Origin of the sequence: Buttiauxella noackiae ATCC 51607 (assembly GCF_001654865.1) — a bacterium.
GTDB lineage: Bacteria > Pseudomonadota > Gammaproteobacteria > Enterobacterales > Enterobacteriaceae > Buttiauxella > Buttiauxella noackiae.
This window is the reverse complement of sequence record NZ_LXEO01000046.1, coordinates 44,327-58,806: the sequence shown is the minus strand read 5'-3', so window position 1 is coordinate 58,806 and position 14,480 is coordinate 44,327. Positions and strand designations below refer to the sequence as shown.

The following is a 14,480-nucleotide window of genomic DNA, read 5'->3' as shown; positions in this document are numbered from 1 at the left end:
CTGGATTAGTTGTTGCGCAGACGACATGGTACATAATCAGTGAAACTCTCAAGAAATTGTTGCCGCAGTATAACGGAAAAAACGCATGTTACAGGTATACCTTGTTCGCCACGGCGAAACGCAGTGGAATGCGCAGCGCCGCATTCAGGGCCAGTCAGACAGTGCGCTGACTGAAAAAGGAGAACGCCAGGCCGAGCAGGTGGCCGAGCGGGTTAAAACGTTAGGTATTACGCATGTGATTGCCAGCGATCTGGGGCGTACGCGCCGCACCGCTGAGATAATCGCGCGGGCATGTGGTGTTGACGTCACGCTAGATGCGCGTTTACGTGAACTGGATATGGGTGTGCTAGAACGCCGTAATCTGGACACGCTAAGCGAGGAAGAAGAGGGCTGGCGTCGTCAGTTAGTTAATGGCACCGCAGATGGGCGTATTCCTGACGGGGAAAGCATGCTCGAGATGAGTGAGCGTATGCACGCGGCTTTAAATGCTTGCCTGGATTTACCTGCTGGCAGTCGCCCATTGCTGGTTAGCCACGGTATGGCGTTAGGGTGCCTGGTGAGTACGATTCTGGGGTTACCGGCCTGGGCTGAACGTCGCTTACGTTTAAGAAACTGTTCAATTTCCCGTGTTGATCACCAGCAAAGCCCGTGGTTGGCTTCCGGCTGGGTGGTTGAAACAGCAGGGGACATCTCGCATCTGGACGCCCCTGCGTTGGATGAACTACAACGTTAATTAACGGCGTACTGGAATCAGATACTCACATCTGATCTGCATTGGTCGGTCATGAACACGCGCTTCTTCTTGCGGGAAGAAGCGTTCAATATCCTGGCCTTTGCGACGAGTCAGATTCAGAGACGGCATGCAGGTTCCGTAAATCGTCAGGATAAACTCCTGTAAACCTGTCCCCGGCCCTTCGTAGTCGAACTGAACGTAATCCCCACCTTCCAGGCTGACCGGATGAGAATCGGGTAAGAACCCATTCGCCATTTCTGGTGTTAACGCCGTGGTGTAGAAGACTTCTTGTTCGTCATCTTTCTCGATACTTGGGCGCGGTTCATGCAAGCCGTACAATACTCGCGGCAGCGTCGGTGAATTCCCGAGGAACTGTGTCCAGAACTGGATACGCATTTCATTACGGAAATCAGAAATTTGCTCAAGCGTACAGCTGTAACTTTGCGTGACCCCTACCAGGTGGGTTTTTGGCAGCGTGACAAACTGTGCTTGGGGAAGAGTAAACTCATCTAAACGCAACGGCGGACGCATACCGAAAGCGCTCCAGTCAGGTGAGCGACGATAAAGTGCTGGTGTTTGGGCAAATTGCTTTTTGAAGGCGCGAGTAAATGTCTGTTGAGAATCAAAGCGATACTGCAGAGCAATATCAAGGATAGGCCGAGCGGTTAGACGCAAGGCCACAGCTGACTTTGATAAACGACGCGCGCGGATATATGCACCAATGGCATGACCCGTAACATCTTTGAACATCCGTTGTAGATGCCACTTGGAATAACCTGCTTTTGCCGCCACATTATCAAGCGACAGTGACTGATCCAGATGTCCTTCAAGCCAGGTTAATAGATCGCGAATGATCCCTGTCTGATCCATATAATATCCTCATCCTGACACGGCGAGTGCCGTTAATGCGGGCGATGATAGCACTTTTTGTTCTCATAACATTCAGAGTTTTTTTTTAACAAGACGTGCCAAAATCAGTTACTCATTCGAACAATTTTATTAATAACGTGATATTTAACGATTTTTTAGCCTAAGGTGTGAATAGTCGCTTAAGGCAATCTTAACTAATGGTAACAATATGAAATATAAAGTTTTAGTCGCGCTTAGTTCATTGCTGTTTATTTCACTGGGAGTTCAGGCGGAAGAAATCGGCTCAGTTGATACTGTTTTCAAGGTGTTTGGCCCTGACCATAAGATCGTTGTTGAGGCATTTGACGATCCGGATGTTAAAAACGTCACTTGTTACATTAGCCGTGCAAAAACGGGTGGCATTAAAGGTGGGTTAGGACTCGCGGAAGATACTTCAGATGCGGCGATCTCTTGCCAGCAAGTTGGGCCAGTAGAGCTAAGCGAAAAAATCAAAGCGGGTAAAACTCAGGGCGATGTTGTGTTCCAGAAACGGACATCCTTGGTGTTCAAGAAACTGCAAGTCGTGCGTTTCTATGATGCTAAACGTAACACTCTGGCCTATCTGGCGTATTCCGACAAAGTGGTCGAAGGTTCACCAAAAAATGCGCTAAGTGCGGTGCCAATTATGCCATGGAAGTAACAGGGAGCATGCGATGAACCAGGCCACTATCTGGTTAGTTGAAGATGAAACCAGTATTGCCGATACGCTGATCTACACGTTACAGCAAGAAGGGTTTTCCGTGCGTGCCTTCGATCGCGGTTTGCCTGTGCTGGACGCTGCGCATGAAGAACGCCCGGACCTGGCTATTCTGGATGTTGGCCTGCCTGATATTAACGGCTTTGAATTATGTCGCCGCCTGCTGGCGGATTACCCGGATCTGCCGCTGCTGTTTCTTACCGCGCGCAGTGAAGAAGTCGACAGGCTGATTGGCCTTGAAATTGGCGCTGATGATTACATCGCCAAACCATTTTCCCCCCGGGAAGTGTGTGCAAGGGTGCGAACGGTACTGCGCCGTTTGCAAAAGCAGCGGCAAAGCCTGGCGGGCAATACTCTGCGCATTGATCTATTTGAATTTAATGAAATGGCGGCGCAAATTTCCTGGTGCCAGCAACCATTGCAGCTGACGCGTTATGAATACTTGTTATTAAAGACTTTTTTACAGTGGCCTGGTCGCGTATTTTCCCGCCAGCAACTGATGGATCTGGTATGGAGTGCAGCCGAAGAAAGTTTTGATCGTACGGTCGACACGCATATTAAAACGTTGCGTGCCAAACTGCGGGTGATCAACCCCGATCTTTCACCGATCAACACACATCGTGGCTTAGGCTACAGTCTTGGTGTGAATTAATGCGCATTGGGATGCGCCTGCTGCTGGGCTATTTTTTGATTGTGGCGATTGCGGCCTGGTTTGTGCTGTCGATCTTTTTACAGGAAGTGAAACCAGGCGTTCGACGCGCAACGGAAGGCACGCTAATTGATACCGCTACGCTACTGGCCGAATTTGCTAAAGCCGATATGCTGGCGGGAAATGCACAAAATGGCCAGCTCGCTCAGGCGTTTTCCCGACTTAATCAACACTCCTTCAAGGCCAATATTAGTGGCATTACCAAATCAAAAAATGAATACCGTGTTTATCTGACGGATACGAAAGGCATCGTTTTATTTGATTCCAATGGCAAAGCAACTGGTGAGGATTACTCGCGCTGGAACGATGTCTGGCTGACGCTACAGGGTAAATACGGTGCACGCAGCACGCCAGTAAACGCTAATAACCCTGAAAGCACAGTGATGTATGTGGCCGCACCCGTACGCGATGGGCCAAATATCATTGGTGTATTGAGTGTCGGTAAGCCAAACAGCGCAATGGACCCGGTTATACGCCGCAGTGAGCGACGCATTCTGTGGGCGGGTGTTGCATTACTGGGCATCGCTTTGCTGATAGGTTTCGGATTTGTGCTGTGGATTAACCGAGCCATCGGGAAACTGGTTCGCTATGCAGATTCGGTCACGACTGAACATCCTTTACCGCTACCTAAACCGGCCAGTAGCGAATTGCGTAAGTTGGCGTTGGCGCTAGAAAGTATGCGGCTGAAACTCGAAGGGAAAACGTATATAGAACAGTATGTTCATGCTCTGACTCATGAGTTGAAAAGCCCGATGGCGGCGATTCGTGGTGCGGCAGAAATTTTACGAGAATGTCCGCCGCCAGAAGTTGTGGAGAAGTTCTCTGCGAACATTCTTCAGCAAAATCTGCGTATGCAGAAGCTGGTCGATAATCTATTACGCCAGGCAAAACTGGAAAGCCGGGTTGAAATTGCTGCTCAGCCGATAAATCTGCCAGCGCTATTTTCCTCATTATGCGATAGCCGTGAAGTGCTTGCCTGCAGTAAACAAATCTCGCTAAGAATCGATAAAAACGTTCCCGAAGAGCTTGTCGTGGAAGGTGATCCAGCTTTGCTTGAGCAAGCTGTTGGTAATTTGCTGGATAATGCGCTCGATTTTACTCCGCCTGATGGGGAGGTGGTTTTAAGTGTTGAACAACATATTGGGCAGACCACCATTCTGGTTTCTGATACCGGAAGCGGGATACCTGATTATGCAAAAGAACGCGTATTCGAACGTTTTTACTCATTACCTCGCAGTAACGGACAAAAAAGCAGTGGCTTAGGGCTGGCATTTGTTCATGAAGTTGCACGTTTGCATCGTGGAACGATAAGTCTGAAGAATCGTTCTGAAGGTGGTGTGCAAGCTCGATTGACACTGCCTGAAAAATAACTCCAGCACTTCACCGTCCCTTCACATAACTTCATTTAGCCCCCACAAACGCTCGCTATCCTCTGCCCATCAAAAATGGAGGGGACTATGTTTAAATCTGCGTTGTTCTGGAAAGTCATGACCTTGTTGGGATGTATGGTGGTGTTGTTGATTCCACTAAATATGCTCAGTTCGTTAGTTAATGAACGCAGCAGTTATCGGGATGATGTTGAACAGTCGCTGCGCCAAAGTGCCAGTGGCCCGCAAACCATTACGGGTCCGCTGATCGCAATCCCCATAACGGAGCTGACGACCGTTATAGAAGACGATAAAGAGATTAAAAAAGAGCGCCGGTTCATTCGTTACTACCTGCCGGAGAACTTGAGTATTGTGGGGAAGCAAACCGTTGAACCACGTCATATCGGTATTTATGAGGGGCAAATCTGGCGCACGGCTATCACGCTGAATGCTACGTTTAATCGCCAGTTGCTCTCAAACGATGTGGGTCCCGATACTCTTATTGGTACGCCATACGTGGTGCTGGCCGTCGGCGACTCACGCGGTATTGGCAAAGTGGGCGAACTGGATATCAACGGTGAGTCTTATCCGATTGAACCCGGTAGCAACCTGCCTGGAGTAGGGCAGGGTCTACATGCCGTTCTCCCTGTAAAACGTCTCCAGGATGAGAAACTTACGCTGCGCTTTAACCTGGATTTGATGGGAACGAAACAGCTTGCTGTGGTGCCTGTTGGGCGTAATAGCCAGTTCAATTTAACCAGCAACTGGCCACATCCTGGATTTATAGGCGATTTTTTGCCGCAGCAGCGCACTGTCACTGATAGTGGCTTTAGCGCCAGCTGGCAAAGTACCTGGTTTGCTAACAATTTGAACACCAGCTTCTATGACGGCCGAATCATTGATGTTGACCACCTTCCGGCTTTTAGCGTCACGGTGACGAATCCTGTAGACCAATATCAACTGACAGATCGCGCTGTAAAATATGCCATCCTTCTGATTGGTCTGACATTTATGAGCTTCTTCTTGTTGGAAACATTGACCGGACTGCGTGTACACCCGATGCAGTATTTGCTGGTCGGGCTTTCGCTCGTGATGTTCTATCTCGTTCTACTGGCCGTATCGGAGCACATTGGATTTAACGGAGCATGGCTGCTGGCGAGCCTGGTTTGTGCCGGAATTAACGGTTTTTACCTTAAGGCTGTCCTCAATAGCGGGAAAGTGAGTGCAATGTTTACCATGGGATTATTGATGCTGGATGCGGTGCTCTGGCAGCTTTTGCAATCTGAAGACAGTGCTCTGCTGCTTGGAACTGGCGTCCTTTTTGTTGCGCTCTCAGCCATTATGTTACTGACACGAAATATCGATTGGTACGGAATGACAAGGAAAGTGCAGGTACCGGCAAATGGCGAGATCCAGAAAGATCCTGAGCGGTTCCGATTGTGGAAATAGAGAGATAATCGAGACCAAAGAAAAGGGCGGATTAAAAATCCGCCCTTTCATATTCATGTTTGATTACAGGTTTATTCCTGTAAATCGCCGCAGAAGCGATAACCTTCGCCGTGAATCGTGGCGATGATTTCAGGTGTATCTGGGGTCGATTCGAAATGCTTACGAATACGACGAATTGTGACATCAACGGTACGATCGTGTGGCTTCAGTTCACGACCTGTCATCTTCTTCAGCAATTCAGCACGGGACTGAATTTTCCCAGGGTTTTCACAGAAGTGCAGCATGGCGCGGAATTCGCTACGCGGCAACTTGTACTGCTCACCATTTGGGCTGACCAATGAACGGCTATTGATATCCAATTCCCAACCATTGAACTTGTAGCTTTCAACGGAACGACGTTCTTCGCTGATTGCACCCAGGTTCATAGTACGAGACAACAAGTTGCGCGCACGGATGGTTAATTCACGTGGGTTGAATGGTTTAGTGATGTAATCATCTGCACCGATTTCAAGACCAAGGATTTTATCCACTTCGTTGTCGCGGCCAGTCAGGAACATCAATGCTACATTGGCTTGCTCACGCAATTCACGTGCGAGCAGCAGGCCATTTTTGCCAGGCAAATTGATGTCCATAATGACCAGGTTGATGTCATTATCGGAAAGGATTTGATGCATTTCAGCGCCATCTGTCGCTTCAAAAACATCATAACCTTCAGCTTCAAAAATGCTCTTTAACGTGTTGCGTGTTACTAATTCGTCTTCGACGATAAGAATATGCGGGGTCTGCATGTTTGCTACCTAAAATTGCCAACTAAATCAAAACAGGAAGTACAAAAGTCCCTGACCTGCCTAATACATGCCAAAAATTAACATGCTGGGCGTAACATGACTAAAGTACGTAATTGCGTTCTTGATGCACTTTCCATCAACGTCAACAACATCATTAGCTTGGTCGTGGGCACTTTTCCCTCTGGACCCGACGGTGTCAAAAACGGTTGTTATCCTATACCATTTTAACAGCAACATAACAGGCAGGACCGCTTTAGACATCTGATAAAACTACGCTTCGTTGACATATATCAAATTCAATTGTAGCACGTTAACAGTTTGATGAAATCATCGTAGCGTTTTGCCACCTTTCATCACAATATTTTAATAAAATATATAATTACATGAATTGATTAGTAAAGAACATAAATCAGATTGATGATAGTGCTAATGTGGATTTTTTTTCATAAAAAACAAATGGATGATGGTATTTATTGTATCGCTGCTTGCTGGTCAAACCACCAATATGTATTCGAGGTGCTTATGATTCGCATTACATTCATTTTATATATTAATGTTACTCAAATGTAAATTTTTGATGCGTATTATCATTTGAAACTTATGAATGTCCAATAACGGGCACTTTTTTTTAAAGAGAACTTTAATGCGTTTTTTAATTATTTTGGTCGCACCAGCCAGAGCTGAAAATGTTGGTGCAGCAGCCCGAGCGATGAAGACTATGGGATTTGCTGAACTGCGTGTGGTTGATAGTGAAGCCGATCGGCAACCTGAAGCGCGCTGGGTTGCACATGGTTCTGGTGATATTCTTGATAATGCACAGCATTTTAATACGCTGGCGGAAGCCTTGCATGACGTCGATTTTACGATTGCAACCACTGCTCGCAGCCGCGCTAAATTTCATTACTACGCCACACCGCAACAATTGGTTCCATTACTTGAAGAAAAGCGTACTTGGGTAGGCACTGCGGCACTGGTGTTTGGTCGTGAAGATTCGGGGCTGACCAATGAAGAACTCGAACTGGCAGATGTTCTAACCGGCGTACCGATGGTTGCGGATTATCCGTCGCTTAACCTTGGCCAGGCTGTGATGGTCTACTGTTATCAACTGTCAGCGCTTATGCAGCTCCCTGTGCCAGAACATGATGTGGTAGATGCCAAACAGCTAAATGCATTGCGTTCCCGTATCACTGTCTTGCTTGAACGTGTTGAGGTGAGCAGCGACCAAAAAATGGTGGACTGGCTGCAACAGCGTCTTGGTCTGTTAGCCCAGCGCGACACGGCAATGTTGCACCGTTTGCTCCATGATATTGAAAAAAAGTTACCAGAGAATAATGCTGGTAACGGCTCTAATGGCAGTGAGGATGGGGTGTGATACCCCCATTTTTTCAGCGTAATAAGTGCAGTTTTTGCTGCTTTTTCAGCGTTGAGAAGTTGTGTCACTAATAGCGGTAAAATTAAAAATAAATTGACTTAGGCCGTCGGATACTTTAGTCAATATAGGTAAATCATATTAAGAGCACACAACATCCATGATTCGCATCAGCCCAATGACAACAATTATTACAACCACCATTACCACAGGTAACGGTGCGGGCTGACGCATACCAGGAAAAACGAAAAAAGCCCGCACCTAAACAGTGCGGGCTTTTTTTTGGACTAAAAACTCAAGGGTAATAATAAATGCGAGTGTTGAAATTCGGTGGTACTTCAGTGGCAAATGCGGAGCGTTTTCTGCGTGTTGCCGATATCCTGGAAAGTAATGCCAAACAGGGGCAGGTTGCGACCGTGCTGTCTGCCCCGGCGAAAATTACCAATCACCTCGTTGCCATGATTGAAAAAACAATCGGCGGCCAGGATGCCTTACCGAATATCAGCGATGCCGAACGCATTTTCAGCGAACTTCTAAATGGTCTCGCAGATACACAGCCGGGTTTCCCACTGTTGCAGCTCAAGGCATTTGTTGAGAAGGAGTTTGCGCAGCTGAAGCATGTCCTGCACGGTATTAGCCTGTTGGGACAATGCCCGGACAGCATCAACGCCGCCATCATCTGCCGTGGTGAAAAGCTCTCTATCGCTATCATGGCTGAATTGCTTAAAGCTCGCGGTCACAATGTGACGGTTATCAATCCGGTAGAGAAACTTCTCGCTGTTGGGCATTACCTTGAGTCTACTGTAGATATTACTGAGTCCACTCGTCGCATTGCAGCCAGCCGTATCCCGGCTGACCATATGATCCTGATGGCGGGCTTTACTGCCGGGAATGAGAAAGGCGAATTAGTGGTGTTAGGGCGTAATGGCTCTGACTATTCTGCCGCCGTACTGGCTGCTTGTTTACGTGCAGATTGTTGTGAAATCTGGACTGATGTGGATGGTGTTTATACTTGCGACCCACGACAGGTGCCAGATGCCAGGCTTCTGAAATCGATGTCGTATCAGGAGGCCATGGAGCTTTCTTACTTCGGCGCAAAAGTTCTTCATCCACGCACTATTTCCCCTATCGCTCAGTTCCAAATCCCTTGTCTGATTAAAAATACCGGAAATCCGCAAGCGCCAGGCACTCTCATTGGGGCGAAAAACGATGAAGATGACCTGCCGGTGAAAGGCATCACTAACCTGAATAACATGGCGATGTTTAACGTTTCAGGTCCAGGAATGAAAGGCATGGTGGGTATGGCGGCACGCGTCTTTGCTGCTATGTCCCGCGCTGGAATTTCGGTGGTACTGATTACTCAGTCTTCCTCTGAATACAGCATCAGCTTCTGTGTGCCGCAGGCGGATTGTATACGTGCGCGTCGTGCGATGGATGACGAGTTTTATCTCGAACTCAAAGAAGGCCTACTTGAGCCACTGGCGATCATGGAGCATCTGGCAATTATCTCTGTTGTCGGGGATGGTATGCGTACCCTGCGCGGTATTTCTGCGAAGTTCTTCGCAGCCCTTGCCCGCGCCAATATCAACATCGTCGCTATCGCGCAGGGTTCTTCCGAGCGTTCAATTTCCGTTGTGGTTAGCAACGATGATGCGACAACAGGTGTGCGCGTGACGCACCAGATGCTATTCAATACCGACCAGGTAATCGAAGTCTTCCTGATTGGTGTGGGCGGCGTCGGTGCGGCATTAGTTGAACAAGTGAAACGCCAGCAGGCGTGGTTGAAGCAAAAGCATATCGATCTGCGTGTATGTGGTATTGCGAACTCGAAAGCGCTGTTGACCAATATTCATGGCCTGAATCTGGACAACTGGCAGGAAGAACTGACCCAGGCAAAAGAGCCGTTCAATCTTGGGCGCCTGATTCGCCTGGTGAAAGAGTATCACTTGCTGAACCCGGTCATTGTTGACTGTACTTCAAGCCAGGCGGTGGCTGACCAATATGCCGATTTCCTGGGTGAAGGTTTCCACGTGGTGACGCCGAATAAGAAGGCGAACACCTCCACCATGAATTACTACCACCAGATGCGTAATGCGGCGGCAAAATCTCGTCGTAAATTCCTTTACGACACCAACGTAGGGGCCGGTCTGCCGGTTATAGAAAATCTGCAAAATTTGCTCAATGCAGGTGATGAGTTACAACGTTTCTCCGGCGTACTTTCGGGTTCTCTGTCGTTTATTTTTGGCAAGCTCGATGAGGGGATGAGTCTTTCAGAAGCAACCAAAGTTGCCCGTGAGATGGGTTATACCGAACCCGATCCACGTGATGATCTTTCTGGCATGGATGTGGCGCGTAAGCTGCTTATTCTGGCACGTGAAACCGGTAGTAATTTTGAGCTTTCGGACATCATCATTGAACCAGTATTACCTGAATCGTTCGATTCTACAGGTGATGTTGAGTCATTTATGTCCCGTTTACCGCAGTTGGATGATGAGTTCTCTGCGCGAGTTGCAAAAGCCCGTGATGAAGGAAAAGTGCTGCGTTATGTCGGCGTGATTGAAGAAGACGGTAGCTGTAAAGTTAAAATTGATGCGGTGGATGGCAACGACCCATTGTATAAAGTTAAAAATGGCGAAAATGCGTTGGCCTTCTACAGCCATTATTACCAGCCTTTGCCGTTAGTCCTGCGTGGCTACGGAGCAGGAAATGATGTTACTGCTGCCGGTGTTTTCGCCGACTTATTGCGCACTTTGTCATGGAAGTTAGGAGTTTAAGATGGTTAAAGTATACGCCCCGGCTTCCAGTGCCAATATGAGCGTCGGGTTTGATGTTCTGGGCGCAGCCGTATCGCCGATTGATGGCTCGCTGCTTGGGGATTACGTGACTGTTGAAGCGGCAGACACGTTTAGTTTGAGCAACATTGGCCGCTTCGCCAGCAAATTGCCGGACGAGCCGCGTGAAAACATCGTTTATCAGTGCTGGGAGCGCTTCTGTCAGGAAATCGGCAAAAATATTCCTGTGAAGATGACGCTTGAAAAGAGCATGCCGATTGGTTCCGGTCTCGGTTCCAGCGCGTGTTCAGTGGTCGCAGGCCTGATGGCGATGAACGAATACTGTGGCAAGCCATTGAGCGACACGCGTTTATTGAGCTTGATGGGTGAACTGGAAGGGCGCATTTCAGGCAGCGTTCATTATGATAACGTTGCTCCATGTTTCCTCGGTGGCATGCAGCTGATGATTGAAGAAAATGGCATCATCAGCCAGTCTGTACCGGGTTTTGATGAATGGCTTTGGGTGCTGGCATATCCGGGGATTAAAGTCTCTACCGCCGAAGCTCGAGCCATTCTGCCGGCGCTTTATCGCCGCCAGGATTGCATTAGCCATGGTCGCCATCTGGCGGGCTTTATTCACGCATGCCATACCCGCCAGCCACAGCTTGCGGCAAAACTGATGCGTGATGTGATTGCCGAGCCATATCGCGCTAAATTGCTGCCGCGCTTTAACGAGGCACGCCAGGCCGCTGCAGATATCGGCGCGCTGGCGAGTGGTATTTCGGGCTCTGGCCCAACTCTATTTGCGCTGTGCGATAACACTGATACCGCACAACGCGTAGCTGACTGGCTCAGCCAACACTATTTGCAGAACCAGGAAGGTTTTGTACATATTTGCCGTCTGGATACGGCGGGCGCACGAGTTCTGGGATAACGCATGAAACTGTATAACCTTAAAGATCATAACGAGCAGGTCAATTTTGCCCAGGCGATTGTGCAGGGGTTGGGTAAACAGCAGGGGCTGTTTTTTCCACATGATTTGCCGGAATTTGAACTGACCGAAATCGACGAAATGCTGAAGATGGATTTCGTCTCCCGCAGTAGCAAAGTTTTGTCTGCTTTCCTCGGTGATGAAATTCCGCAGGAAATTCTTGAAGAGCGCGTGCGTGCGGCCTTCGCTTTCCCTGCACCTGTTAAAAGCGTTGAGCCAGACATTGGCTGTCTTGAACTGTTCCATGGCCCAACGCTGGCATTTAAAGATTTTGGCGGGCGCTTTATGGCGCAGATGCTGACGCATATCAGTGGTGATAAACCAGTTACGATCCTGACTGCGACTTCTGGTGATACGGGTGCTGCGGTTGCCCATGCATTTTATGGTCTGAAAAACGTGCGCGTCGTGATCCTGTATCCGCGCGGGAAAATCAGCCCATTGCAGGAAAAACTGTTCTGTACGCTGGGCGGCAATATTGAAACCGTTGCGATTGATGGTGATTTTGATGCCTGCCAGGCGCTGGTCAAACAAGCTTTTGATGATGAAGAGCTGAAAGTGGCGCTGGGGTTAAACTCTGCCAACTCCATCAACATCAGTCGTTTGCTGGCGCAGATTTGCTACTACTTTGAAGCGGTTGCTCAACTGCCCCAGGAAGCGCGTAACCAGCTGGTGGTTTCCGTACCAAGCGGCAACTTTGGTGATTTGACTGCGGGCCTGCTGGCAAAATCACTCGGCCTGCCAATCAAGCGCTTTATTGCGGCGACCAATGCGAACGATACCGTTCCACGCTTCTTAGCTAACGGCGAATGGACTCCGAAAACGACTGTGGCGACGCTTTCTAACGCCATGGATGTCAGTCAGCCAAACAACTGGCCGCGCGTAGAAGAGTTGTTCCGCCGTAAAACCTGGCGTTTGACCGATCTGGGTTATGCGACCGTGACTGACGAAACCACCAAAGCCACCATGCAAGAGCTGAAAGCGGTGGGTTATGTTTCTGAACCACACGCTGCTATCGCTTACCGCGCGCTGCGTGACCAGCTCCAGCCTGGCGAATATGGCCTGTTCCTCGGAACTGCACACCCAGCGAAATTTAAAGAGAGCGTAGAAGAGATCCTGGGCGAAACTTTGCCACTGCCTGCGGAACTTGCTGAGCGTGCTGACTTATCGTTGCTCTCCCATAATCTGCCAGCAGATTATGCCGCGCTGCGTGAACTGATGATGGGCAAAGCGTAAGTTTTTACGTTTTTCTAAAACCATCCCATTGAGTAATGCCGTTCGCTTAACCGCGAGCGGCATTTTTTTTGGATCGTTACTGTAGCTGGCAACCCGGTTCCACGCTTTGGCTAACCACGCGTGTGAACGTTGGCAGCGGGCAATATCCTTCAGCCGTCTGGTCGCTACAGCCAGGAATTTTTAGCTGCACACTTCCTGCGGGTTCCTTAAGGCTAAGTGGTGTTTGAGCGTGCAACTGCTCGAGTGTCTGATACACCATGCTCACGCTAACATATTGTTTGCCCGCTTTATCAGCCAGGCGCTCAAAGACCAAAGCGCCACCTGGAGGGGTGTTATCTGGTTGTCCTGGCAGCGTCCAGCTTATGTTGAGCATGCCTGAGATGTTGGCGATATTGGTATCGTGCCCGGCAATAAACAGGATCTTATTGTCCGGCGAGATATCAGGCAGCTTGCTTGCGGTGGCGTTCGGGTCCAGTGCATTGCTGATGGCCTGCAATAAAGGCGTTCCGTTATGTCTGGCGATATAAGGCGTGCGAGCCATCAAATCAAATTGGGTGTTATGCAGTTTCAGCAACGCCGCCCACTCTTGCTCTGAATGAATGTTACCCCACGCCGCTTTTGGCATCCCTTGCGCATATTCCAGCAGGAAAATCTCAGCAAGCGTAGACGAAAGGCCGATGGCCCCATCGAGGGTGATTTTGTTGCCGTTCTCTTGAATCGACAGCTTGCTCGGCATGGATTGCCCTAAATCACAGCTTTTATCCACACTATGTTTTTGACACCAGGCAGAATTTGCAAAGTTGAGGGTAGTGTTCATCAAGGCAAGGGAAGGGAGATAGTGTTGGTTCAGATTATCAATAGGGGTTTGAGCCTCCTTTTCAACGGCCTGTTGAATCTGATTTTTCTCCATTGAGCAGATACCCGCTTTCACCGGATGAAACAAAGGATCGGCCTTTTCAAGATTCTGCTGGTGGTGAATAGTCAAACCACATTGCGGGGCAAGTCCTGCCAGGAAAGCTTCGCCCGTTTTAAGCGTACGCTGATCGACGTCTGCCCAGACGTAAACTGAGTTGGGAGCAGGGCAATTTTCCTGCGATAAAATCCCCTGCTGTTGAAACTTCTCGCGATAAAACCCGCCCATCAGCTTAATCAGATGTTCACCGCGGGGCGTGATGTAACCCAGTTTTACCGGCCATTCAGGCCAGGTATTTGGGGTTACGTCACGCATGGTTTGCGTCATTTTGGTTGGGGCTCTCACTCCGTGGCGGCTGAGTATGACCACTTTTTCAACCTGATAACCTGAAGCGGGAGTTTCGCTGGCATACACCGTAGAACTTAATGAACATGCGGTGCCTATTGCGACGAGCAGACCATTGCGAAGCGTGAGTTTTTGGCGTTTAAACGCAGATATTGTCATCTACAGCCTCTTTATATTTGGTGTGTTAAAGCTGGATCTTCAGTCCG

13 protein-coding genes, 1 pseudogene and 1 other annotated feature are annotated in these 14,480 nt (G+C 48.9%); of the genes and pseudogenes, 11 read left to right on the top strand and 3 right to left on the bottom strand.

Annotated features, from left to right (window positions below; translation table 11 throughout):
* The first annotated feature begins 85 nt into the window (after positions 1 to 85).
* Positions 86 to 733, top strand: coding sequence for a 2,3-diphosphoglycerate-dependent phosphoglycerate mutase GpmB (gene gpmB, locus M979_RS14460; RefSeq protein WP_034459450.1), 648 nt, complete (start codon positions 86 to 88; stop codon positions 731 to 733).
* Here the strand turns inward: gpmB and robA are convergent, their stop codons facing one another.
* Entirely contained in the window at positions 734 to 1,603 is an 870-nt protein-coding gene (gene robA / locus M979_RS14455) for an MDR efflux pump AcrAB transcriptional activator RobA (protein WP_034459448.1), read from the bottom strand. It lies immediately after the preceding gene.
* Between the two features lie 208 nt (positions 1,604 to 1,811).
* Here robA and creA point away from each other — a divergent pair, with 208 nt between their 5' ends.
* The 4 genes from creA (at position 1,812) to creD (ending at position 5,864) form a co-directional block, all read left to right on the top strand.
* Positions 1,812 to 2,282: a protein CreA gene (gene creA / locus M979_RS14450; RefSeq protein ID WP_034459446.1), complete on the top strand. Its 471-nt coding sequence runs from the start codon at positions 1,812 to 1,814 to the stop codon at positions 2,280 to 2,282.
* Positions 2,283 to 2,295: 13 nt separating this feature from the next.
* Positions 2,296 to 2,991: a two-component system response regulator CreB gene (gene creB, locus M979_RS14445; protein ID WP_064555349.1), complete on the top strand. Its 696-nt coding sequence runs from the start codon at positions 2,296 to 2,298 to the stop codon at positions 2,989 to 2,991.
* The gene (gene creC / locus M979_RS14440; protein ID WP_064555348.1) at positions 2,991 to 4,418 is read left to right on the top strand and encodes a two-component system sensor histidine kinase CreC; all 1,428 of its coding nucleotides are present in this window, start codon (positions 2,991 to 2,993) and stop codon (positions 4,416 to 4,418) included. Before creB ends, creC begins: the two co-directional genes overlap by 1 nt.
* A gap of 87 nt (positions 4,419 to 4,505) precedes the next feature.
* Positions 4,506 to 5,864: a cell envelope integrity protein CreD gene (gene creD, locus M979_RS14435; RefSeq protein WP_064555347.1), complete on the top strand. Its 1,359-nt coding sequence runs from the start codon at positions 4,506 to 4,508 to the stop codon at positions 5,862 to 5,864.
* Positions 5,865 to 5,935: 71 nt separating this feature from the next.
* Here creD and arcA read toward each other — a convergent pair whose 3' ends face one another.
* Positions 5,936 to 6,652, bottom strand: coding sequence for a two-component system response regulator ArcA (gene arcA, locus M979_RS14430; RefSeq protein WP_034459438.1), 717 nt, complete (start codon positions 6,650 to 6,652; stop codon positions 5,936 to 5,938).
* A gap of 96 nt (positions 6,653 to 6,748) precedes the next feature.
* On the opposite strand from arcA, the pseudogene yjjY reads away from it, so the two are divergent.
* The 6 genes and pseudogenes from yjjY (at position 6,749) to thrC (ending at position 13,016) form a co-directional block, all read left to right on the top strand.
* Positions 6,749 to 6,891: pseudogene (gene yjjY / locus M979_RS23375) on the top strand (YjjY family protein).
* 404 nt (positions 6,892 to 7,295) lie between these two features.
* Complete coding sequence (locus tag M979_RS14425; RefSeq protein ID WP_064555346.1) at positions 7,296 to 8,024, top strand: tRNA/rRNA methyltransferase; 729 nt, start codon at positions 7,296 to 7,298, stop codon at positions 8,022 to 8,024.
* Positions 8,025 to 8,181: 157 nt separating this feature from the next.
* Positions 8,182 to 8,250, top strand: coding sequence for a thr operon leader peptide (gene thrL, locus M979_RS22605; protein WP_072009468.1), 69 nt, complete (start codon positions 8,182 to 8,184; stop codon positions 8,248 to 8,250).
* Positions 8,189 to 8,306: a sequence feature (Thr leader region), on the top strand. Its footprint overlaps the gene before it by 62 nt.
* Positions 8,307 to 8,332: 26 nt before the next feature.
* A complete protein-coding gene (gene thrA / locus M979_RS14420) occupies positions 8,333 to 10,795 on the top strand; it encodes a bifunctional aspartate kinase/homoserine dehydrogenase I (protein ID WP_064555345.1) in 2,463 nt (820 codons plus the stop codon).
* 1 nt (position 10,796) lies between these two features.
* The gene (thrB, locus tag M979_RS14415; RefSeq protein ID WP_034459432.1) at positions 10,797 to 11,726 is read left to right on the top strand and encodes a homoserine kinase; all 930 of its coding nucleotides are present in this window, start codon (positions 10,797 to 10,799) and stop codon (positions 11,724 to 11,726) included.
* A 3-nt stretch (positions 11,727 to 11,729) separates the two neighbouring features.
* Positions 11,730 to 13,016 carry a threonine synthase gene (gene thrC, locus M979_RS14410; RefSeq protein WP_064555344.1) on the top strand — a complete coding sequence of 429 codons (1,287 nt, stop codon included), beginning with the start codon at positions 11,730 to 11,732 and terminating at the stop codon, positions 13,014 to 13,016.
* Positions 13,017 to 13,092: 76 nt separating this feature from the next.
* Here the strand turns inward: thrC and M979_RS14405 are convergent, their stop codons facing one another.
* A complete protein-coding gene (locus M979_RS14405; RefSeq protein WP_064555343.1) occupies positions 13,093 to 14,433 on the bottom strand; it encodes an AppA family phytase/histidine-type acid phosphatase in 1,341 nt (446 codons plus the stop codon).
* Positions 14,434 to 14,480 lie beyond the last annotated feature (47 nt).